The sequence below is a fragment of the Sulfurospirillum sp. hDNRA2 genome, from assembly GCF_024206095.2.
Lineage (GTDB): Bacteria > Campylobacterota > Campylobacteria > Campylobacterales > Sulfurospirillaceae > Sulfurospirillum.
The window spans coordinates 587,283-610,500 of the sequence record NZ_CP159800.1 but is presented as its reverse complement, the minus strand read 5'-3'; the positions used below and the strand labels follow the sequence as shown (position 1 = coordinate 610,500).

General features: G+C 42.3%; 23 protein-coding genes and 1 pseudogene. 6 read left to right on the top strand and 18 right to left on the bottom strand.

The window, feature by feature from the left end; translation table 11 throughout:
* Nucleotides 1-35 precede the first annotated feature (35 nt).
* Genes NL930_RS03235 through NL930_RS03150 form a run of 18 tightly spaced genes read right to left on the bottom strand, consistent with a single transcriptional unit; the run spans nt 36 to nt 17,545 of the window.
* On the bottom strand, nt 36-800 hold the full coding sequence (locus tag NL930_RS03235) for a glycosyltransferase family 2 protein (RefSeq protein WP_254377409.1): 765 nt from the start codon (nt 798-800) through the stop codon (nt 36-38).
* Nucleotides 797-1,882: a DegT/DnrJ/EryC1/StrS aminotransferase family protein gene (locus NL930_RS03230; protein WP_254377410.1), complete on the bottom strand. Its 1,086-nt coding sequence runs from the start codon at nt 1,880-1,882 to the stop codon at nt 797-799. Before NL930_RS03230 ends, NL930_RS03235 begins: the two co-directional genes overlap by 4 nt.
* Nucleotides 1,879-2,244 carry an FdtA/QdtA family cupin domain-containing protein gene (locus NL930_RS03225; RefSeq protein WP_254377411.1) on the bottom strand — a complete coding sequence of 122 codons (366 nt, stop codon included), beginning with the start codon at nt 2,242-2,244 and terminating at the stop codon, nt 1,879-1,881. Before NL930_RS03225 ends, NL930_RS03230 begins: the two co-directional genes overlap by 4 nt.
* Nucleotides 2,228-2,989, bottom strand: a complete 762-nt coding sequence (locus tag NL930_RS03220) for a glycosyltransferase family 2 protein (protein ID WP_254377412.1) — start codon at nt 2,987-2,989, stop codon at nt 2,228-2,230. Before NL930_RS03220 ends, NL930_RS03225 begins: the two co-directional genes overlap by 17 nt.
* Nucleotides 2,986-4,005, bottom strand: coding sequence for a hypothetical protein (locus tag NL930_RS03215; RefSeq protein ID WP_254377413.1), 1,020 nt, complete (start codon nt 4,003-4,005; stop codon nt 2,986-2,988). The genes NL930_RS03220 and NL930_RS03215 overlap by 4 nt, the downstream gene beginning before the upstream one ends.
* Nucleotides 3,992-4,948, bottom strand: a complete 957-nt coding sequence (locus NL930_RS03210; protein WP_254377414.1) for a hypothetical protein — start codon at nt 4,946-4,948, stop codon at nt 3,992-3,994. Before NL930_RS03210 ends, NL930_RS03215 begins: the two co-directional genes overlap by 14 nt.
* Nucleotides 4,945-5,709, bottom strand: coding sequence for a TIGR04325 family methyltransferase (locus tag NL930_RS03205; RefSeq protein WP_254377415.1), 765 nt, complete (start codon nt 5,707-5,709; stop codon nt 4,945-4,947). The genes NL930_RS03210 and NL930_RS03205 overlap by 4 nt, the downstream gene beginning before the upstream one ends.
* A 40-nt stretch (nt 5,710-5,749) precedes the next feature.
* Nucleotides 5,750-6,655 (bottom strand): glycosyltransferase, encoded by a 906-nt coding sequence (locus NL930_RS03200; RefSeq protein WP_254377416.1) that lies wholly within the window; start codon nt 6,653-6,655, stop codon nt 5,750-5,752.
* Nucleotides 6,652-7,389 (bottom strand): FkbM family methyltransferase, encoded by a 738-nt coding sequence (locus NL930_RS03195; protein ID WP_254377417.1) that lies wholly within the window; start codon nt 7,387-7,389, stop codon nt 6,652-6,654. The genes NL930_RS03200 and NL930_RS03195 overlap by 4 nt, the downstream gene beginning before the upstream one ends.
* Nucleotides 7,370-8,713 carry an oligosaccharide flippase family protein gene (locus NL930_RS03190; RefSeq protein ID WP_254377418.1) on the bottom strand — a complete coding sequence of 448 codons (1,344 nt, stop codon included), beginning with the start codon at nt 8,711-8,713 and terminating at the stop codon, nt 7,370-7,372. The genes NL930_RS03195 and NL930_RS03190 overlap by 20 nt, the downstream gene beginning before the upstream one ends.
* A complete protein-coding gene (locus tag NL930_RS03185; protein ID WP_254377419.1) occupies nt 8,680-9,651 on the bottom strand; it encodes a GDP-L-fucose synthase in 972 nt (323 codons plus the stop codon). The genes NL930_RS03190 and NL930_RS03185 overlap by 34 nt, the downstream gene beginning before the upstream one ends.
* Nucleotides 9,652-9,655: 4 nt before the next feature.
* Nucleotides 9,656-10,774 carry a GDP-mannose 4,6-dehydratase gene (gene gmd / locus NL930_RS03180; protein WP_254377420.1) on the bottom strand — a complete coding sequence of 373 codons (1,119 nt, stop codon included), beginning with the start codon at nt 10,772-10,774 and terminating at the stop codon, nt 9,656-9,658.
* Nucleotides 10,771-12,102, bottom strand: coding sequence for a mannose-1-phosphate guanylyltransferase/mannose-6-phosphate isomerase (locus tag NL930_RS03175; protein ID WP_254377421.1), 1,332 nt, complete (start codon nt 12,100-12,102; stop codon nt 10,771-10,773). Before NL930_RS03175 ends, gmd begins: the two co-directional genes overlap by 4 nt.
* A gap of 15 nt (nt 12,103-12,117) precedes the next feature.
* On the bottom strand, nt 12,118-13,284 hold the full coding sequence (locus NL930_RS03170) for a nucleotide sugar dehydrogenase (RefSeq protein ID WP_254377422.1): 1,167 nt from the start codon (nt 13,282-13,284) through the stop codon (nt 12,118-12,120).
* On the bottom strand, nt 13,285-14,544 hold the full coding sequence (locus tag NL930_RS03165) for a nucleotide sugar dehydrogenase (protein WP_254377423.1): 1,260 nt from the start codon (nt 14,542-14,544) through the stop codon (nt 13,285-13,287).
* A gap of 12 nt (nt 14,545-14,556) precedes the next feature.
* A complete protein-coding gene (locus NL930_RS03160) occupies nt 14,557-15,375 on the bottom strand; it encodes a DNA ligase (protein WP_041962260.1) in 819 nt (272 codons plus the stop codon).
* Nucleotides 15,376-15,383: 8 nt separating this feature from the next.
* Entirely contained in the window at nt 15,384-16,760 is a 1,377-nt protein-coding gene (locus tag NL930_RS03155; protein ID WP_039674248.1) for a phosphomannomutase/phosphoglucomutase, read from the bottom strand.
* A complete protein-coding gene (locus tag NL930_RS03150; RefSeq protein ID WP_041962261.1) occupies nt 16,757-17,545 on the bottom strand; it encodes a 3'-5' exonuclease in 789 nt (262 codons plus the stop codon). Before NL930_RS03150 ends, NL930_RS03155 begins: the two co-directional genes overlap by 4 nt.
* A gap of 63 nt (nt 17,546-17,608) precedes the next feature.
* On the opposite strand from NL930_RS03150, the gene NL930_RS03145 reads away from it, so the two are divergent.
* From NL930_RS03145 to NL930_RS13380, 6 genes and pseudogenes are all read left to right on the top strand, one after another.
* Nucleotides 17,609-18,499 carry a lysophospholipid acyltransferase family protein gene (locus tag NL930_RS03145; RefSeq protein WP_041962262.1) on the top strand — a complete coding sequence of 297 codons (891 nt, stop codon included), beginning with the start codon at nt 17,609-17,611 and terminating at the stop codon, nt 18,497-18,499.
* Nucleotides 18,496-19,389 (top strand): ELM1/GtrOC1 family putative glycosyltransferase, encoded by an 894-nt coding sequence (locus NL930_RS03140; RefSeq protein ID WP_254377424.1) that lies wholly within the window; start codon nt 18,496-18,498, stop codon nt 19,387-19,389. The genes NL930_RS03145 and NL930_RS03140 overlap by 4 nt, the downstream gene beginning before the upstream one ends.
* The gene (locus NL930_RS03135; protein WP_254377425.1) at nt 19,386-20,471 is read left to right on the top strand and encodes a glycosyltransferase family 4 protein; all 1,086 of its coding nucleotides are present in this window, start codon (nt 19,386-19,388) and stop codon (nt 20,469-20,471) included. Before NL930_RS03140 ends, NL930_RS03135 begins: the two co-directional genes overlap by 4 nt.
* A complete protein-coding gene (locus tag NL930_RS03130) occupies nt 20,468-21,595 on the top strand; it encodes a glycosyltransferase family 9 protein (protein WP_158509028.1) in 1,128 nt (375 codons plus the stop codon). The genes NL930_RS03135 and NL930_RS03130 overlap by 4 nt, the downstream gene beginning before the upstream one ends.
* Nucleotides 21,567-22,586, top strand: coding sequence for a glycosyltransferase (locus NL930_RS03125; protein ID WP_254377426.1), 1,020 nt, complete (start codon nt 21,567-21,569; stop codon nt 22,584-22,586). Before NL930_RS03130 ends, NL930_RS03125 begins: the two co-directional genes overlap by 29 nt.
* 452 nt (nt 22,587-23,038) lie before the next feature.
* Nucleotides 23,039-23,218: pseudogene (locus NL930_RS13380) on the top strand (DapH/DapD/GlmU-related protein); the annotation flags it as partial.

The following is a 23,218-nucleotide window of genomic DNA, read 5'->3' as shown; positions in this document are numbered from 1 at the left end:
ATTATAGTTAAAAAGAGTTTAAAGCTCGATAGAAGTTAAATCGATGGTAGTAAACACTGATTTCGATATCCTGTAATTTTTGCAGGATATTTTGACAAAATTTTAAATATCGTACTTCGAATACCGTTTTCTCGACAAGCTCTTAGTTGTTCAACAGAATTTAGATAGAGGCTTCGAAACGATGTACTAATCCCTCCCAAGCGCATCTTAACAATCGGCATTTGCAAATAGGTATAGCTGATACGATGGACCGCTAGTAAACGCAGTAATAATTCAAAGTCGGCGGCAATTCGATAATTCGTTTTAAAAGCTCCGTATATCTCATAAAGCTCTCGTCGGCAAAAAAACGTCGGATGCGCCGGCATCCAACCGTATGCAAATTTTTCAGGCGTGCAATGACTACTATCGTAATAGCGTATAACTTTATTCAAATTCGCCGCTCTCACGTAAACCAAATCCGCAAAAACACTTTGCGTCTTCGATTGATAAAAGGCTTGCACAATTTCTTCAATGACGTGATCATGTATGTACATATCGTCGCTATTCAAAAACCCTACGACGTCTCCGGTAGCAAGCTTAATACCTTTATTCATTGCATCGTAAACTCCATGATCGGGTTCGCTGATAAACTGTGTGATTTGAGTGCCGTAAGTATTCACGATATCAATCGTTCCATCGGTACTTGCACCGTCTACAACAATGTATTCAATATTAGAATACGTTTGTGAAAGTACCGAGTCAATAGCGGTTTTAATCACATCTACGTTGTTATAAACAACTGTGATAATGGAAATTTTCATTCTGAAAACGCTTTTAAAGATGCACACACATATGCGATATCCTCTTTCGTATGGCAATAAGAAATAGGTAAGCTAAGCGTTGTCGCATGAATTTCCTCCGAAAGAGGATACGTACCCTCCAAGATTCCCTTCATCGCTTCTTGTTTATGCGGGGGGAAAGGATAATGCACTTCCGTTTTAATGCCGTGCTCCAAAAGGTATTGGCGTAATACATCACGTTTAGAATGACGAATATTGAAAATATGGTAAACATCAAAAAAATCTTCGTGAACATGAGGCAAAATGAAACGTTCATCTAAACATTCCAAATAAATACGCGCCAATGCTCGCTTATGTGCATTAATTTCATCTAAAGCCTTTAACTTTATCGATAAGAACCCTGCTTGTATTTCATCAAGCCTTGAGTTAAAACCTAAATAGTCATTATAATATTTAGTCGATGATCCGTAATTTCGTAAAGAGAGTAAGGCATGATATAAAGTTTCATCATCGGTAATAATTGCTCCGGCATCACCTAATGCACCTAAGTTTTTAGTCGGATAGAAACTAAAACACCCTACCCCGAATGTTCCTGCCTTTTGATGTCGATACATCGCTCCGTGTGCTTGAGCAACATCTTCAATAATTTTAAGATCATAGGCTTCTGCAAGGTCGACAATCGGCTGCATATCGCATACTTTACCGTAGAGATGAACTGCCAAAATCGCTTTGGTATTCGGCGTAATTTTTGCTTCTATTTTAGCAGGATCGATTGTATAGGCTTGCAAATCAGGTTCGACCAATACGGGTTTATAACCATTTCGTATGATTGCCAAAATTGTAGCGATATACGTATTAGACGGAACAATAATTTCACTTTGAGGAGGAAACGCAAATGCATTTAATGCCAAAATAAGTGCATCGAGCCCTGAAGCCACGCCGATACAGTATTTGACTCCGTGATAGTGAGCAAATTCCTCTTCAAAGCGTTTTACATTATTTCCTAATATGTACCATCCGCTTTGTAAAAACGACTCAAAACTCTTTCGGTAGTCTGTAAAAAATTTTTGGTTTACTTTATGAAGATTTTCATATTCGATCATTCGCCGTAAGCCTCTTTAATATAGTCGTTTCTATCATAATATTCTGATGAAAGCACCAATAAAACACTCCCCTTGGAGAAATGATCCATAGTATGCCAATCACGTGGGTCTAATACCAAACATTGAGTCGGTTTATCCAACACGACTGTACGCTTTTTTTCTCCGTCATAGATATCAATTTCACACTGACCGCTAACGCACACAAGTGCTTGGATTGCTTTTTTATGACGATGCCCGCCTCTTTGTTTTTGAACGTCGTATATCCAATAGATACGTTTGATCTCGAACGGCAATACCTTTTCAATAACGCTTAAAGCACCTCTATCATCGCGAAATGTCGGTAAATTAATAATAGTTGCCATACTTGCCCTTCCAGTAATGCCCTAACGATATGAAAAATCCGTACACAATAAACGGCAATGCCATAATACTCAAAATACCTTTACGTTTAAAAGCGACATGTAAAGCCTCTAAATGATTTCGTACAAAATTTTGAGCACCTGCACCCCCGGTAAGATAGACGACAAAAGGTTCATCGATGCGTTTATATTCTTGAATCCGAGATACTAAATCAAAATAGGAATCTAACTCAGCTTTATAGCGATACGCCAACGAGTAAGGAGTTATCTTCTCTTTTTTGATGAACATCGCCTGATGGCACAACGTCCCTGTACCCCAAAATAAAAGATTCAACGTCGTAAACTCTTTGGGATGAACATATAGCCCCTCTTTTGCATCTAATAAAATACCTCCGTAAACCAAATCAAGCCTCGTATTTTTCGTTATTGTAGAGGCAACCAAGGAGAGAATATGCGAGCTTGCCAAAAAATCTCCTGCATTTAAAAAAACAATCCACTCTCCCGTTACAAGTTTCAAGCCTTTATTCATCGCATCATAAATGCCACTGTCTTTTTCACTAATCCAAACAACCGGATACGATGCGTATTTTTGAATGAGCGCAATCGTACCGTCACTCGAACCACCGTCGATAATAATATATTCGACAGAAGAATAGTCTTGTTCCAAAACCGATAAAATAGTTTGTTCCAAAAGCGTAACAGCATTATAAACAACGGTAATAATCGATATTTTTGGTAACGTTTTCATGCGATAAAACTCTTTTTATCAAAAATTCTTTGGCGACTGAAAAGTTTTCTGTAAAAAAATTTCAACGGCAGCAACCAATCTTCTTTAAGACGCGAAAGCATGTATAAAAGCGTATACCCCTCAACAGAAACCGGTTTTTGTAAAAATACAAATTGCTCGCCTACCGTATGGGTTAACATTTCAAGATGCCTGACATATGGCTTGTAAAGGTACATTCTGTCGCTTTGGCTTAAACGATACACACTCAATTCTATTTGGTCATTATTCAAAAAACGTAATGCGTGAAAATGGTAAAAGATAACTTCAAATTTTGCATATGTTTTTTTCTCGATACCGTATAATGTTGAGCCTTCTTGCACCAAAGTATATTGCTGAATGTTCCACGGTGCAACGCCGCCGCCTAAGTGACGTAAAACATGCACTCCATCAAACATACTCGTCCAATGATCCAAATACATCTGATCTCCAAACTTCCCGTCTTCGTAACGAGCGAAACACCACTCGCTACACGCGTTTTGCCACCATGAGAGGACTTTGATACCACGCTCATCGTTCTTAAATGTTACGAATTGGACGCAATAAATACCGCTAGTCGCACTTTGGTCGTACATCGGCGTATAGCGATGTTCAGTAATTAAAACCGACGCATTTTGCATCTCGTTGACCAAAACGGATGGATCGGAAAAAAAATACACATCGGCATCAAGATAGGTACAATGTTCAAGCCCAAAGCGCTCAATCGCGTAACGAATCACAAAAGGCGTACATGTCCAACAGTATTCACCTTTCGTTCTTTCTTGTTTGATGCGTTTAAGTGTTTCGTCCTCAAACATTTCTAACGAGATGATAGTAGCATGCTCAAGGTCTAATTTCACAAGTGTTTCAAACGACAAATCGTCAAACGCAAAAATATAAAGATGAAACTTTTTACAATGCACACTGAGTGACTCATACATGGCAAGTCCGCGCGTTAAATAAGCACTATCAAAAAGGGTGCAAAAGTTATACTGAGCCATGAAAAAGCCTTCGGATTTTATTGAATACTTTATGCGCATAGATTAGCGGTATCTTTCGCCTCATACGTGAAAGTGCATACATCAAGGCTTTTTCAAAAACCTCATCGTGATACGATGTCAATGCTTGACGCGCCAAATCAATCGCAAAACCGTACTGCTTTAAAGAAAGTGCTATTGCGCAACCTAGCAAGTACTCTCTTTTGTCAAATGACTCTTCTTGAGCATAGGTATTCATATATGTTAATTCAGCCCATGCCGTCGATTCTTCCAATACGTAGCGAAAATCGTATAACCTGTCGATAAAATTGGGAAAATATTGCTTCATCGAACTACGGCTTATGCGTTGTGTTCCGCGAGGAGTCATACGCATGAGCCAAAAAGGCTCTTGCGCCATATAACGCAATACTTCAAATAAAAAATCTTCTTTTTCATAAGCGTTGATAATGCCTGGCTCAAACTCAGCAATCGCTATTTTTTGGCGAAGTAAAGAAGGTAGGGAATTAAAAATTCTTAAATCCGTACCTTGGGAATCCGTTTTAAACCAATCAATGTAGTCAAGGCCTAAAACGTTTAATGCCTCATTCACACTCGTCGCTTGCATGGTGACACTTTTTTCTATATCAAAAAGTTCACTAAACGCCCAGTGTTTAAGCTCTTGCTGATTAGGTTTTAAACGGCTTGAACAATACGGAGATTTGGTTAAGTAAAAAGGCGTATCGTGTGTGGATTCGGCAACAAGTTTATTAAAAACATACAATCTTCGATAGCCTGCCGTCGTGCTTTCGACAAATTGCGTCTCACGCTCATCCGCATCAAACGCAATGCAAATAGCATAAGGCGCTAACATTTTCCAAGAAGTATGCAGTGCACCAGAAGCTCCCACATCCACCAAGACGGGCGGCTTATGTTTAAATTCGTTATGCGTTAAGAGTTCTTTTATCATCGATTTTTCCGTTGATAGATAAAGCCTTTATAAATTGCCTCGTCATTTTCAGACAAATAAATGATTAATTCCGGCATAGCGTGAAACTCCTCGACCAAATCATAGTTTGATTCAAAAAAAGCGTTAAACGGATCTTGAGCAAATATCCAGCAAGGATAACTTGCTTCGTAGATTTGAGGAGGCACATGTTGAACACATAGGCGCTCTTTCCCGCTTTTTGAAAACGGTGTCAAATCAACGATAATATACTCAAAGTCATACGCAAAAATCTCGTGCAAAAATTCATAAGGCTTCTCTAAATATTGAAGAACACTTGAAAGCAAAAGAACATTAGGCTTTTGATGTGTCACACATGTTTTAACGTCATAAAAAAACGTTAATGTTTTTGTTTCAAACTCTTTGATGCCCAAATCGACAAAATGTTTTTGCTCGACGACATTCCATGAAACGTCTTTTAAGCCGTCTAAAAATTTTTTATTTTGAAAGTAGGTACTTCCTAAACTTCCTCCAAAATCAACAACATGTAACTTTCCTTGCGTTCGTGAAGACGCGTACATAAGGCCACTCAAAAGCGGCCACGAATATTCTATCGTATCAAATAAAACGCCGTCACGCTCATAGACAGCCTTACCTTCCTTTACTTGCTTTATCGCGTCATAGACTTTTTCGATAATCTTTTCATTATCGTAGCTTCCAGCATCGCATTTTGCTTCTTCCCATGAGGCATAATTTCCAAGCCATCCGTATCGACGGTGTTTCAAGCGCCTCAAATATCGCAATACAAAAGGTGGCAACAGCTCTTTAACCCATGTTCGCATGACGTAAATATCCCACTATTTTAGTAATGATTTTTTCAAAAATATTGCGTTTTGATTGCAAAAAGTAGCCTCTGATTTTTGCCTTAGCCACTTTATCCTCTCTGATAGCCACGTTATTGAGCGCAACATCAAAATTTAAAGCTACATCGTAAACCGTTGTAGCACTACAATGGGTGCCTTGTCCGTCTAAACCGATATTTTGCACGTAACTTTTCCCCGGATAAAGCGTTAAAGCGTCTTGAAGCAATGCCGAAAAATACCACCGTATCGCCCATGAGTTGTTTTTCCCTTGAATCTGATCTTTTAGCATTTGCGTATAGGCATACGCACCGTCAAAATCCGCTTCTTTTTGAAGTTTGCGCTTAGAGACTTCATCTAAGAGTTTCTGCCCGTTTGCTTCAAACGCATCCCAGCCTCGCTTCCACGTCGCCCAACCCCAACAGTCCGCACCCTTTAAAAAAAACGTATCAGGAAGATCTGCAACGGGATAAATATAACCGTGAATCGAAATGACTTTAGGCTCATTTTCGTACAAGGTAAGCGCTTCATTCATATAGGTTAAAAAACAAGGACTCGTTACCAAATCATCTTCAAGAACGATGATTTTTCCGTATTGATTGACGATATTTGTAACACCGTCGATAATGGAATTTGCCAATCCCCAGTTTTTTTCTCGCTCGATAACGGTGACTTTTTTAAACCCTTCTATCGTTTGAAGATACTCTCTTATATTTCTTACATGTAAAGATGCCGCATCGTTTTTTGCGCCGTCGCTGTAGACAAAAAGTTCACTCTCGTTTGCTAATGCGTTTTTTTGTAACGCTTCAACGGTTTGCTTCGTATGCCAAAGGCGATTATAGGTAAACAAAACGATAGGGGCTAAAGTCATTTGTTTTTCACTTCTTCAAAATAGATTCTATGCACGAAAAATACGGTATTGACCGTCTTGGCATAAACCTTATAGCCTAAATTCGTCATAAATTTTACGATTTCATTGTCGCCTAAGCACATCTCGTCGGTTTCAAGAACTTCAACTAAAACGACTTTAGGGCAATGTGTTAAAAAATCATTCGATTTAAGAACTTTAAAATCCCATCCTTCAACATCGATGGATAAAAAATCAATTTTTTGTCCGCTGGGCAAATTGGCATCAAAAATCTCTTTTAACGTATATGTTTGCAACGGTATTTTCGATGTAACAAAATACACGCCCTCATCTTCGCGTTTTTGGGTTAGTGTTTCGGAAAATCCATTCAATGCAGGGTCATTAAAAACGTAATAAGTAAGTTCTTGGTTAGTATCTGAAACGGGAGCCTCAATATTTATATCGCGAGGGCGCATTTTATCAAAAACTTTCATGCTGTTTGGCATCGCATCGATATTGATACCGTACCAACCTTTACGGTAAAAAAGATAAGTATTTGAAAATCGCTTTGGATGATGCGCTCCGACATCAACGTAAAATCCATTTGCTTGATGCGAGAATAGCCGATTTAAAACCATATCCTCGCCTTCTTGAGAATATGATTGAGTGACATACCCATTAAAATAATTGTTTTTGAACTCAATTAAATAATCGCGTATTTGTTTTGGGATAATTGTTTTAAACCATTTTTTTATCATCAAATACCCTCTTAAAAATAATACTTTTTGATAAACAGATAAAATTTATTCTTGTTCGATCCCAAAAAGATAATGAAATATACGCCGCTAAAGCGTAGGAAATAAGCGTTGCCCACGCCGCACCTTGTATCCCAATGCTATCAATTAAAAAATAATTTAATCCAATATTTGAAAGTGCACCTATCAATGTATTAATTGTAGAAAAAATTTGTAAATTTTCATTAACCAGCCAAAAACCGCTTGCAACACCCAAAAACACAAATACTCCAGCCCAAATATGGATCCTTAAAACATCTCCTGCTTGAGCATATTGGCTTCCATAAAGCAAATGAACGATCCAATGTGATAAAAATGTCATCGGAAGCGCAATCAATATTGCTAACCATATCATCAACGTATAAAGCCTTTGAAGCCTTGTGTAATAAAGCTCTTCACTCACTTGTTTAGCGTTTATGATAGCCGGAAATAGCGAACTTGCAATAACCGTCGGTATAAAATACCACGCTTCCGAAATTCGTACAGCCGCAGCATACTGACCTACGGCTTCGCTTCCTAACATCTCTTGTATCATCACTTGATCGATTTTCATATAAATTGAAATGACGATACCGCTGAGTATCAACGGCCAAGAATCTTTCAATAAATTTTTGGCCGTTGGCATATCCCATGTCATTTTTATTTGCCGAAATGTTGAATATTGAAGATAAAAATAAATATAGCCTATCGCCAAAATAATACTATCGAACAACACTACCCAAGCAAATGCAACCAAAGGAGCTTCATTAAGGATAAGTGCTATTTTAATCGTACTTGAAAAAAAAAGACTTAGGACATTAGCAAAAACAACATACTTGCTCATCACTTTTGCTTGAAAATAAAAGTCTACGACATTAAACGCTTGAAAGAATGTCGCACTTGCAATAATAAAAACCAATGTATTTGTAGAATCATCATTAGAGGTCAAATGAACCGCAATAGCAAGAAGCAGTAATACAAAAAAAGCGGCAACCAGCTTGAGCCAAAAGGCTGTTGTTAAAACAACTTGCGCTTTTACAGCATCGTTCACAATTTCGCGTACAACGATGCCGTCAAGTCCTAGCGTAGCAATCGTTGCAAAAAGTCCAACAAAACTCTGAACATAACTAAAACGTCCAAACTGCTCTGGACCTAAATAACGGGCAACCCAAATACCGACCAAAAGACCAACGAGCATACGAAGAATTTTTTCTGCAAAAAGCCATGAAGTATTACAAAAATACTTCATAAATCCTTGATGCTCTTTTAGTGCCTTTATTTTGGAGAGCATTCTTGTTTCAAAAACCACCCGTAAACCGTTTGGATTCCTTCTTCAAGCCGTACCTTATGTTTCCAACCCAAAGCATTAAGCTTTGAAGGGTCGGTACGCTTGAGCATCGTTCCGTCAGGTTTATCCGTATTGTAAACGAGTGTTCCTTCATAGCCGACAATCGTTCGTACCAATTCCGCTAGTTCTCGAATACTAATATCATCTCCCGTTCCGATATTAATGTGCGTATTACGAATCTCTTTTTTATCGCCGATCAGATCTTTAAAATCAACGTTTTCCATAAGAAATACGCATGCGTCCGCCATATCTTCGGAGTAGAGAAACTCTCTTCGCGGTTTTCCGCTTCCCCAAATTTCGACTTCCTTCTCTTGATTCACTTTGGCTTCGTGAATTTTTCGAATGAGTGCCGGAAGGACATGCGACGTTTCAAGATCGAAATTATCATTTGGTCCGTAAAGATTCGTAGGCATCACGGAGATGAAATTGGTACCGTATTGAAGATTGTAACTCTCGCACATTTTAATACCGGCAATTTTTGCTATGGCATAAGGTTCATTGGTGTATTCAAGCTCACTCGTGAGTAAAGAGTCTTCCTTCATCGGCTGCGGTGCGTTTTTGGGGTAAATGCAGGTTGAGCCTAAAAAGAGCAATTTTTTAACGCCGTGAACATAGCTTTGGTAAATCACGTTATTTTGCACGGCTAAATTTTCATAGATGAAATCGGCTCGGTAGGTATTGTTGGCTACGATACCTCCGACTTTAGCGGCTGCTAGAAAAACATACTCGGGCTTTTCCTTTTCAAAAAATTCTTGCACGTCTTTTTGACATGTAAGATCAAGTTCTCCGTGCGTTTTACCGATAATATTGGTATACCCCTTGGCTGTAAGGCTTTTGACAATGGCGCTTCCGACAAGTCCACGATGTCCCGCAACGTAGATTTTGGACGTTTTATTCATCATCTTACTCAAAATAACTCATAATTTTATAGCCACCTTCTTTGAGGTAAACATCTTTGGTCATCAATTTCAGATCCGATGCCATCATGTCTTTGACCAAATCCTCGAGCTTAAATTCACGTTTCCATCCTAATTTTTGCTCTGCTTTACTTGGATCTCCCAAAAGCAGATCCACTTCAGTCGGTCTGAAATAGCGAGGATCGACTGCTACCACCTCTTTCCCGATTTCAACTTGGTAAAGCGGATTGGAACATGCTTTGACGATACCGACTTCCTTCACGCCAATACCTTTAAACTCAAGCTCGATACCGCAATAGCCAAACGCCATACGTACAAAATCACGCACCATCGTCGTTTGCCCCGTAGCGATTACCCAGTCTTCTGGTTCGTCTGCTTGAAGAATCATCCACATCATTTTGACGTAATCTTTGGCATGTCCCCAGTCACGTTTGGCATCTAAGTTACCAAGATAAAGTTTATCTTGAAGACCAAGTGCAATCTTAGAAGCAGCGCGGGTGATTTTACGCGTTACAAATGTCTCTCCACGCACGGGAGATTCATGGTTAAATAAAATGCCGTTGCAGGCAAACATACCATACGCTTCTCGGTAATTAACGGTAATCCAATACGCATACATTTTAGCCACGGCATACGGGCTTCTCGGATAAAACGGCGTGGTCTCTTTTTGAGGGGTTTCTTGGACTTTTCCATAAAGTTCGGAGGTACTGGCTTGATAGATTTTTGTCTTTTTCTCTAAGCCTAAAAGACGCACCGCTTCTAAGATACGAAGCGTTCCTGTACCATCCGCATTGGCTACGTATTCAGGCGTTTCAAATGAAACAGCTACGTGACTCATCGCCGCAAGATTATAGATCTCATCAGGCTGTGTCTCTTGGATGATACGTGTTAAATTCATACTATCGGTCATATCACCGTGATGCAAAATAAGGTTTCTATTCTCAACGTGAGGGTCTTGGTAAAGATGGTCGATTCTATCGGTATTAAACAGTGAACTGCGTCGTTTTAGTCCGTGAACGATGTAGCCTTTTTTAAGCAAAAATTCTGCTAAATAACTTCCATCTTGTCCTGTAATTCCTGTAATAAGTGCCACTTTTTGATTCATACTTCTTTCCTTTTATAATCGTCTTCAACTCTTACGATATCGTCTTCGCCCGTATAACTTCCTACTTGCGCTTCGATCAACACCAAGGGAATTTTCCCTTCATTGCTTAGGCGATGAATTTCCCCCGCCTTAATGTACGTCGATTCGTTTTCCCGTACCAAGAAAATTTTCTCTTCAACTTGAACAACGGCCGTTCCGCTAACGACGATCCAGTGCTCATTACGGTGAAAGTGCTTTTGCAAGCTCAAGCGACATCCCGGTTTCACGACAATTTTTTTAATTTTATACCCTATTTTATCTTCTAAAACGCTGTAAGTACCCCATGGACGATGCACTGTTTTATGCGTCGTCGTCAAATCACCGTTTTCTTTTTTGAGCTTTCCTACAATCTCTTTGACTTTTTGGGAACTCCCTTTTTGACTAATCAAAAGCGCATCTTCCGTATCGATAACAATCAAATCATGGACATCAATGAGGCTGACATGTTTATCGGCCATCACGAAATTATTGCTTGCATCATTATCGAGTTCTTGACAGAGTGCATCAAAACTTCCCACGTCACTCCAACCCATATCGCTTGGAACGACTTTCACTTTTTTGCTTTTTTCCATTACGGCATAATCGATACTATCTTCGGGAATAGCAAACATATCGTCATGACCGATGCGTAAAACGGTGTCTTGGCGTGCATGGGCATAAGCAGTTTGACATGTCAGGAAAATTTGCGGCGCATACGTCTCAAGTTCATGCAAAAACACACCTGCTTTGAAACAGAACATCCCGCTGTTCCAGTAGTAATTTCCGGCTTGTACGTAAGCTTCCGCCGTTTGATGATCGGGCTTTTCATGAAAAGCTTTCACCTCTGCACCCTCGGCTTCGATATAACCGAATCCCGTTTCGGCGAACGTCGGCTTGATACCAAACGTCACCAAAAAGCCCTCTTTGGCTAAGCGTTCCGCTTCGTTAACCGCTCTTTCATATGCTTTTTGATCTTTAATCAGATGATCGCTTGGGGTAACTAAAACGATCTCTTCTTGGTTTACCGCCATACATGCAAGGGCAATAGCAGGAGCTGTATTGCGAGCAATCGGCTCGAGCAAATAACGATTGTTCGACTTTTTAAGCTCTTCCAATTGATCGAGTGCTAAGAAATATTGCTCGGTATTGGAGACGATAAAGTGTTCGCTACACACCGTACTGTTGCGTTCAACCGTCAACTGGAACAACGATTTTTGATCAAAAAGTTTGACAAACTGTTTGGGCATCAGCGTACGGCTAAGCGGCCATAGTCGTGTACCGCTCCCGCCGCATAAAATGACATTAATCACATACATTCCTTATGTTTAATCTTTACCAAATAAATCTCTCGTAAACACTTTTGTTTTAACATCTTCAAGATCAGGTGTTATGCGATTGACAAGAATGACATCGCATATTTTTTTAAATTTATTAATATCGTTCACTACGCAAGAATTGAAGAACTTTGGTTCTTTCAACATGGGTTCATAAACAACAACCTCTATTCCTTTAGCTTTAATACGCTTCATCACGCCTTGAATCGATGAGGTGCGGAAGTTACTACCTCCTGCTTTCATAATTAATCGGTAAATTCCTACGACGTTCGGCTTTTGTTTGATGATCGAATCGGCGATAAAATCTTTTCGCGTACTATTGGAATCAACTATTGCACGAATAAGGTTATTAGGGACATTATTGTAGTTCGCCAAAAGTTGCTTGGTATCTTTTGGCAAGCAGTACCCACCGTAGCCAAACGAAGGATTGTTGTAAAAATTGCCGATACGTGGGTCTAAACAGACACCTTCGATGATCTCTTGAGTACTCAGTCCATGAATTTGCGCGTAGGAGTCAAGCTCGTTAAAAAAGGCGACACGCATAGCAAGATAGGTATTGGCAAAGAGTTTGATGGCTTCAGCTTCCGTTGATTCGGTAAACTCAATCGCAATATCTTTTTTCAAAGCGCCCTCTACGAGTAACGCTGCAAATTTTTGTGCTCGCTCGCTCTTTTCTCCCACCACAATGCGAGAAGGGTAAAGATTGTCATACAAAGCTTTGCCTTCACGTAAAAATTCAGGGACAAAAATAATGTTTTGAGTTTTAAAACGCTCACGTACACTTTTAGTATACCCCACCGGGATGGTTGATTTGATCACCATCGTTGCGCTCGGATTAGAGGTCAAAATATCTTGAATGACACTCTCGATCAATTTAGTATCAAAATAATTGGTCTCAGGATCGTAGTCAGTGGGTGTTGCGATAATAATAAACTCTGCATTCTCATACGCTTCGTGTTTATCCAATGTTGCTTTAAAACGAAGCGGTTTTTCTCTCAAATATGCTTCAATCTCTTTATCCTCGATGGGTGAAATTTTAGCATTCAGCATTTCAATTTTTTCAGGCACAATATCCAAAGCGACCACGTCATGATGCTGTGCCAATAAAATACCGTTTGAAAGCCCGACATACCCTGTTCCGACGACGGTTATTTTCACTTACAATCTCCACGTCGGATTTTTGAGGATGCCTTTGACGTCGATTAAGACGTTACTGAGGCGTCGGTACTCCGATTCGGGCAAGGTCACAAACGCTTGGTGACCTACGGCAACGACGATGGCGTCGTATTTTTTATCGTTTTCAAACGGATCGGCAATCAAATCGTAGCCGTAATGTAACTTTGCTTCGGCCGGATCGACCCACGGATCGTAAACATCGACGTTGCATTTGAACGTTTTTAACTCTTCGATAATATCGACGACCTTGGTATTGCGAATATCCGGACAATTTTCTTTAAAGGTCAAGCCCAAAATAAGCACGTTGGCATCTTTAATTTTCGTATCGTGTTCGATCATCAGCTTAATCGTTTTATCGGCGACGTATTTTCCCATGCTGTTGTTGATTTGGCGCGCGCCGAGAATGAGATTGGGTTTATAGCCTAACTCTTCGGCTTTGTACGTTAAATAATACGGATCGACCCCGATGCAATGTCCGCCGACAAGCCCCGGTTTGAGCTTAATAAAATTCCATTTCGTCGCGGCGGCTTCTAAAACTTCATTGGTATCGATTCCCATCGTATTAAAAATAAGCGCTAATTCGTTGATCAACCCGATATTCACGTCTCGTTGGGTGTTTTCGATAACTTTACTCGCTTCAGCGACTTTAATGCAAGAGGCTTTATGCGTTCCGGCGACGATAATGCTACGGTAAAGCGCATCGACTTTTTCGGCAACTTCGGGCGTAGAACCCGAAGTCACTTTCAAAATATGCTTAACCGTATGCGTTTTATCACCCGGATTGATACGCTCGGGCGAATAACCCGCAAAAAAGTCGCGATTGAACGTTAAGCCCGAAACCTCTTCGAGAACGGGCACGCAAACCTCTTCGGTCACGCCCGGATACACCGTGCTTTCGTAAATGACGATGTCGCCTTTTTTCAAAACTTTTCCCACGCTTTGACTGGCTTTAATCAGAGGCGTTAAATCGGGACGATTGCTTGCGTCGATCGGCGTAGGAACCGTAACGATAAAAATCGTACACGAACGCATATCTTCCAGATTCGTGCTGAAGCTGATGCCGCAACGTAACGCCTCTTTGAGCTCGTCGCTTGTGAGTTCTAAGGTACGATCGTACCCTTGAGAAAGTTCGTCGATACGTGCTTGAAAAATATCGAAGCCGACGACGGGGTATTGCTTAGCAAACTCTGCGGCTAAGGGAAGCCCGACGTAACCCAGACCGATGATTGCAATTTTATCCATAACCACTACCTTTTAAATCTCTTCTTTGATTCTCACGTACACGGGGAAACGCGGTTTTTGATTGGACGTCGTCTCTTTGTATTTGTACGTAATTTTTGTTCCGATCGCCGGAGGATTTTTTCGCTCTTCGTCGCTAAAACCCGAACCGATATCGAAGCGAACGCCTTCGTCGTTTTGACATGTCAGCGAGCCTAAAACTTTTTTGTATTTTCCCTCGCCCGGATGTAGTGCCGTGACGACGCATTCGGCGTCGTAAAAACGTTTCACTTTCAAGGCGTTCGGATCGCGTTTGGCAACGTATTTGGCATCGGGGTTGCGAACGACGACACCCTCGCCGCCGCCTTGTTCAACCTCGCTTAGAAAACGTTGCAAATCGTCGTTGTCTTTACATGTCACTTGTTTTGCGATGTGAAGATAATCGGCTTGATTCAGTTTGAGATAATACTCAAGCTTGACCAAACGCTGCACCAAACCGCCGCTTTCCAAAGGAACGTCAAACGCGTAAAAAGCGATCTCCTTCCATCCTTCGTGCGGTTCTTGTTTTTTGACGATCGAGACGATTTTCGAAAATTCTCCGCGCTTGCTCCACAACTCTCCGTCCACCGCAAAAGACGGAAATCCTTCGGTAAACCACGTCGGAGCCGCAAAAACGACGCCGCCGCGCGAAATCAACTTTTGTCCGTCCCAATAAGCGCGTACGCCGTCCATTTTCTCGCTCATTAACCAGCCTGAAACGTTTTGGTCTTTCCACTCTTCCAAAAGCATCAAATCCGGCTTAGCGGCAAAACAAAAACAAAGCGATACGAAACAGATAAAAACAACCTTACGCATCGACACTCTTAATGCGATGCCAACATCTCTTTTGCCTGCGCAATCAACGCATTGAGCTTTTGCTCGTAGAGTTTGGCATGCGCTTGCACGGTCGATTCAAAACGCGTCACCAGTACGGGTGTCGTATTGCTAGCTCTGACCAAACCCCAACCGTCGCTAAAAATCACCCTAACGCCGTCGACGTCGACGATCTCTTTAATCGCCGGAAAATCTTTGGGAGGATTTTTTAAGAGCTCTTTGACTTTTTCGACCAATGGAAATTTGTCGTTTTCGTTGGTTTCGACTTTAAGTTCTTCGGTCGAATAAACGACCGGTAGCTTTGCAATCTCCGCGTCGACGTCAAGACCGTTTTTCACCAATTCGATCATACGAAGGGTCGCGTAAATAGCGTCGTCGTAACCGAAATAGCGGTCGTTGAAGAAAAGATGCCCGCTCACTTCCGCCGCAAAATCCGCACCCGTTTTGGCGATCATCACTTTAAGGTTACTGTGTCCCGTTTTATACATGATCGCTTTGCCTCTGGCGTTGATGTCGTCGTACATGATTTGCGAGCATTTGACCTCGCCGATCACGGTCGGATTTTTCATCGCACGGGAGAACAAAATCGCCATAATGTCGCCCTTGACGTTATTTTTCTTCGTGAGAAACGCGATTCTATCGGCATCGCCGTCGTAAGCAAAGCCTAGAGAAAATTCGCCCTCAAGCTCTTTTTTAATGTCTTTAAGGTTTTTTTCCACCGTAGGGTCTGGATGATGGTTCGGGAAAGTACCGTCGGGGTCTGTGAACAAACCTTTACATGTAAAGTTTAAACCTTTGAAAATATCCTGTACGACAACCCCCGCAACGCCGTTACCGCAGTCGTAGACAAACGGCGTGCTAAAGCCTTTGAGATGGTCGAACTCTTGAATCATATAAGCGATATAACGCTCTTTGGCGTTGATAAACGTCGAGCTAAGATCGTCTTCGATCTCCATCTCGTAATTGCGCATAATTTCAGCACCCAAAGCATAAATATCTTCGCCGAAGAAAGGCTTTTTATCGATCGTCACTTTAAAGCCGTTATATTCGCTCGGGTTGTGAGACCCCGTGATCATAATAGACGCGTTAGGCGTGAGCCCCTCAAACGTTTGAAAATTGCTAAAGTAGTTCACGGGCGTCGCCACGAGTCCCATATTGAGCACTTTACATCCCGCTTTATTTAAACCGCTGGTCAGATTATCGCATAAAACAGGCGAATGGCTTCGTGCGTCGTAGCCGATCGAAACGACGTTTCCGACCTCTAAAATGCGTTTGCCCAAAAAGTAGCCGATCAGTTTAACCGTCTGCTCGTTCAGTTCGTTTGGATAAATACCCCTGATGTCATATTCCCTAAAAATCGTCTTCATCGATGTTCCTTGTACAATTCTTCTTCAATGGCTATGCCGAACACGTCGGTATAGGATTTGTCGTGTTTTAAATTTTCCTGCATTGTAACCAATGCGCGCTGATAATCTTCTATAATGAGATTGCCTTTTAAAAGCTCGTATTTTAAAAAAAGCCAATAAGTATTGAGCACGTCGCTTTCGCAATACTCTTTGATTTTGCCGATTTCCCCCGCGTAATAAAGCTCCATCACTTGGTCGCCGTGGACGTCGTATTTTCCCGGAAGTCCCGCCATCGCGCAAACATGATCGAGTTTGAGTCCTCGAACCGCGCCGAATTCGCACAAATGATCCATCACGTCCACGTGAAAGCGATCCGAATAGCGTGCGCGGTAATTTTCCCATTTATTTTTATTTAACTCTTTGTTTTCCGCTTCAAAATACGCACTACATGTCAGGTTGTATTGCATCGCGCGAAGCATCAAAAGCGGCATATCGAAACTCCGTCCGTTAAAGCTGACCAATTTAGGATTTTTCTGGTTGATAAAATGAAGGAAATTTTTGATCATTTCATGCTCGTTTGCACCCTCGATGCTACTGACTTTTCGGAACATTCCGAAATCATCGGCAATCACCGCGGAAACGGCGACGATCTTGTGAAAAGGAAGCGGCAGAAACGAACTTCCGCTTTTTTCTTCTTGCTCTTTCATCGCTAACATCGAGACGCTATAGTCGTCTCCTTCGTAGCCTAAAACGTTTCGAATCAGCGCGGCATCGGGAATCGTCTCTATGTCGAAGACGCAGATCATTAAGTCTCTCCTTGGCTCGTTTTAGCTAAAATTTTAGCCTAATTTTACTATGAAAGTGATGAGATGCGAATTTACGTGGAATACGCCGTCGTTAAAAGTGTGCTCTTTTTAGCCAAGCTGCTTCCTATCCGTGTGATTTACCGTTTGTTCGGAGTGCTTGCAGCGCTCTTTTTCAGGCTTGATCGTCGTAGACGTTCGCTAACGCTTAAAAACCTCGCGTTGGCATTTCCGGAGATGGAAGCCTCCTCCCGTTTAGCGTTGGCAAAAAAAGCATATGCCAGTGTCGGCACGACGCTTGCGGAAGTTTTACTAATGTACCATCGCCGTTTCGATATCGATGCGGCCGTCGAAAACCTCGACGAAGCGCTTGAGGAGATCCACGCACGTTTTTCCGATAATCGTAAAGGCATTTTACTCCTAACCGCTCATTTCGGGAATTGGGAACTATTAGCCCATTTTCTAGCCAAACACGGTTATCCGATGGTCGTCATCGGTCGAAGCGGCAACAACCGTTTGATCGAACAATATATTACCGCACCGTTTCGAAGCCTCTACGGAAATGCGCTCGCCAACAAAAGCCAAGCGATAAACGCCATTTTACGCACGTTAAAAAACAAAGGTATCGCCGGTATGTTGATCGACCAAAAAGCAAGCGGTGCCAATAGCATCCAAGCCTCTTTTTTCGGACATCCCGCCGATACCGTAAGTTCCACCGCGCTCTTAAAACGACGCTACGATCCGCCCGTCATACCGCTTTTTATGGCACGTCAAGCAAGCGGTCGCTACCGACTGATCATCGGTCGCGACGCCGAACTTTCTTTGAGCGAAGCGTGGGATGAAACGGAAAAAATCGCACGCTTAACCCAACACTACAACGATATTATCGAAGCAGTCGTGAGGGAGTATCCCGAACAGTGGTTTTGGATGCACAATCGCTGGAGGATTCGCCCGTGAGGATTCTCATTTTAAGCGACTCCCGAAAAGGGCATCTCAACCAATCCGTCGCATTTGCCGAATACCTTGAAGCGCATTACGATATTCTTCCCGTTGCCTTTACATGTCGCACGTTGAAACTGCTCTCGTACGTGCTTGATTTTTTCAAAATTTACACGCTTTGGCTTTTTAAAAATCTTGAGCCGCTTCATCAAACCTACGATCTGATCGTCTCGGCAGGCTCTGGGACCTATTATGCGAACAAAACGCTTGCGCGCGCCCTCAACATTAAGTCCGTCACGATGATGCTTCCGCAAGGTTACCGTTACGACTTCGATCTTATTTTTGCACAAGAGCACGATCATCCGCCACGACGGACGAACATTGTCGTGCTCCCGGCAAATTTTAGCCGTCCAAGGCCGCAAGGGCTGTTCACGCCGAAAGCTCCGTCTGTAGGTATCGTTATCGGCGGGGACAACGCTCTTTTGAAAATGGATAAAGAGCGTCTCAAAAACCAACTCGACGCTATCTTTCAACGCTTTCAAGGCTACGAAATCGCGCTAACGACATCCCCTCGAACCTCCAAAGAGATCGAAGCCTTAGTCGAACGTTATCCCTTTGCCTACCGCGTCATTTTTTCCCAAACACCCATCAACCCTATCGCCGATTTTTTGGAGCATTGCGAAGTCGTGTTTATCACGATCGACTCCACGTCGATGATTAGCGAAGCGATCGGTTACGGTACGTCTTGCGTTGAAGTGTTGCCGCTGAACGCAGTGAAAAACACTAAATTTTTTGCCATGGCAAAGACCCTTGAGCAAGAAGGATACCTCCACCTGTTTGACGGAACGGTAGCACGCTGCAACCGTAAAATCGACTTTAAACGCTACGCGCAGGAGATCGGTAGATGAAAATCGTCCAACTGCTTCCCGAACTCAACGAAGGCGGCGTGGAACGCGGCGTCGTCGAACTCTCACACGAATTGATCAAACGCGGATTTGAAAGCGTCGTCATCAGCAACGGCGGTCGTTTGGTCGAGCGATTAGAGCGTGAAGGAAGCGTACATGTCAAAGTCGACGTCTGCTCGAAAAACCCCTTCAGTGCACCGTGGCGCATCTTTGTGTTGTACCGTACTTTGAAAAAAATCCGCCCCGATCTTTTACATGTCAGAAGCCGCGTACCGGCGTGGATGGTCTTTTTCGCCAATCGCTTTTTACGCCTTCCCGTCGTCTCAACCGTTCACGGCTTTAACTCCGTCGGATTTTACAGTTCGATTATGACCAAAACCGATCACGTGATTTGCGTTAGCGGCGCGATCAAAGACTTTATTCAAACACACTACGGCGTTCCCGATGAAAAAATAAGCGTCATCCCGAGGGGTATCGATCTTACGGTTTTTAATCCTTCAACGATCGATCGATCGTTTATCGAAGCGTTTCAAACGCGCTTTGGCCTTCACGATCGCTTCGTCGTCTCGACGGTCGGACGCATTACGCAACTCAAAGATCTGGAAACGTTTATCCGAGCCGTTGCGATTCTTAAAAAAGAGATTCCCAACATCGTCGGACTCGTTATCGGAGGTATCCGCGAAGATAAACACGCCTATGCCGCGTCACTTCAGGCTCTTTGTGCATCGCTGGAACTTGACGATACGGTGTTATTTTGCGGAAGCTCCAATAACGTAGCGGAAATTTACGCCCTAAGCGACGTTACGCTCAGCTGCTCCAAAAAACCCGAAAGTTTCGGAAGAAGCGTCGCCGAAGCGATCGCCATGAACACGCCGGTCGTCGCCACGCGTCACGGCGGCGTTTTAGACATCGTTCAAGAAGGCGTAAACGGCTACTTTTCCGCCATCGAAGACGCTCAGGATTTGGCGCAAAAAATTACACAAGCAAAAGAGTTAAGCTTTGATGGGTATACTTACGTGAAATGCCATTTTTCGTTAGATCAAATGGTCGAAAAAACAATAGGTGTCTATCAGAAACGACTATGATACAAACTTACATGTTAAAACTCTTGACGATTAGAACCCTTTTATCGGTACGTTACCGCATTATTGCGTGTGTTCAAAAGCTTTTATTTTCTTCTAAAATGCCTGTCTCAAAAATCTTAATACATCGCATCGGAACATTCGGTGATTCCATCGTCACGCTTCCGGCACTTTCGATCATACGTCGGCACTATCCTCACGCGCAACTCGATTTTGTTACGACGTATGCAACCCCTTTAAACCTTTCGACGATTGTACGGAAAGATTTTTTTTCGAAAATCTATCTGATTCAAAAACAAAACCGTAAAAAGGAACTCAAAGCCTTAAAACACGAACATTACGATCTTTACATTGAGCTTCCCCAAAACTACGGACTCATTAAGACCTTACGCAATATGCTGGTCGTTCGTTTTTTGCTAGGGATCAAAAATGCTTTCGGATGGGATGAAGGTATGTCCAAGCTCTTTGTGAAAGAGCAATTAACGTACGCACCTCCTTTGCGCGAAAGTGAACGCTTTGTACGAAACTTAGCGCGCAACGCTATTACGGGAACGCCTGATTATCCTTTGCAGATCGAAGCTCCTTCTGCCGAACTACTCACACTTTTTCAAACACCGCACAAGGTGGTTGCCTTTGTCATCGGAACCAACGTTCCCGCCAACAAATGGCCGCTTTCTTCTTGGCGGTCGTTGGCGGTTGCTTTATGCAAAGAAGGCTTTAGCGTAGCGGTTATCGGAGGAGAACAAGAGAAGCAAGACGCACATAAAATTATTGCCGATTTGGATCGCGCCTATACTTTTTGCGGACAATTTTCGATTGCGCAAAGTGCCGGATTTTTACAAACGTGTACGGCAGCGATTTGCCACGATACCGGAGCGATGCATTTATGCTATGCCGTTCATACGCCCTTAGTTGCACTTTTTAGCTCTCGACAACTCGCTTCAAAATGGTTTCCGCCCGAAAAAGGAAACGCCGTTTTGATGCAAATTCTTTCTTGTTCGGGCTGTTTTCGTAAACAATGCGAGAATAATCTTTGCTTAAAAGAAATTACCCCTGACGCCGTAGAACGACAACTGCACGAACTGTTAAAGGAGATTGATGAAAATAGTCCATGTCGCAAGCTTTAATTATCTCAAAGACGGGCAAAGCTATTATGCTACCGATTATAAAATCCAGCAAGGCTTAATTCGTAACGGGCACTTTGTCTATCCTTTCAGCTATCGAGACACGGCGCGATGCGGTAATATCTTCGGTTCCAAGCGATGGGGGATCGGCAAAACAAATCGCCGACTAATTGAAACATGTAAAAATATTGCCCCGGACCTTTTACTGCTTTCTCATGCCGAACTGATCAGCGGTGAAACGTTAGAGCACATTCGTCTTTTATTGCCGAATATTAAAATTGCTATGTGGTTTGTCGATCCGCTTTGGATTCAGCACCATTGTTTAAATATTCAATCCAAAATTGACTCTTTGGACGTTTTTTTTGCAACGACAAGCGGCACGCTGTTAAAAGCATTCAAACGCCCCCGTAACCGCGTCGCTTATTTTCCCAATATTGCCGATGCTTCCATCGAAACTGCCCAATGCTTCGCGCATAGCGACCTTTCGATCGATTTTCTTTTTTGCGGCAGAGACTATAAAGAACCCGAGCGTCAAGCTTTTTTAGTAGAACTTGAAAAAAGCCTCTCTTTTTGCAACGCACAATTCTTTGGTTGCTTAGGAAAACCGTTGATTTTTGGAGATGCGTATACATCACAATTATCCCAAGCCAAAATGGGATTAAGCTACAATCGCCGTAACGACGTCGATCTTTACATGTCAGATCGTATCGTACAACTTACGGGAAACGGTATTTTGACGTTTTCACCTAAAGTTCCCGATATGGAGCTTTTATACACGCATGAAGAGGTCGTTTATGTCGACTCAGCGGAAGAGTTACATGCCAAACTCCGCTATTTTCATACACACGATCAAGAACGCCGAAATATCGCACAAAAAGGTTGGGGAAAAACCCACCGAAGCTTTAACGGCGAAAGAATTACGCGTTATATGATTGAGACGATTTTTGATCGTCCTTTGAGTGAAAATTACGAATGGCAAAATGAGAGGTTTTAATGCTAAGTACCTTGTGGAATAAACTGATCGTATATTGGAAATTGAAGCATTCTTTTCTTTGCGTTAAAGGAAAAGCAAAAATTCGTATCAAAAAAGGAGCTTCGGTAACGCAGCGTACGCAAGGAAAGCTGATTGTCGGTTACGGCGACGGTGCTATCGCTCGATTTACGCATACGGGATGTAATATCAATTTAATGCAACACAGCCGACTCGTTTTAAACGGCAACAGTAAAATAGGATTGGGAAGTGCCTTAACCCTTGAAGAAGGAGCCGTCTTCGAAATAGGTAACAGCACGTACATCAGCGCCGGAGCGACTCTTCGTTCCGCCCAAAAAATTTCAATCGGCGATCAGTGTGCTATTTCATGGAATGTCACGATTTTAGACAGTGATTTTCATGAATATACCTTAGAAGACGGCAGTCTCTCCGTTAAAACCAAAGAGGTAAAAATCGGCAATAATGTCTGGATCGGTAATAACGTCTTGATTTTAAAAGGCGTCACTATCGGCGATAATGCCATTATTGCGGCAGGAAGCGTCGTAACCAAAAGCGTACCGCACGGAACGATCGTCGCGGGCAATCCCGCTAAAATAATCAAAAGCGGCGTCACGCCGACGAACTTAAAGTTTTAA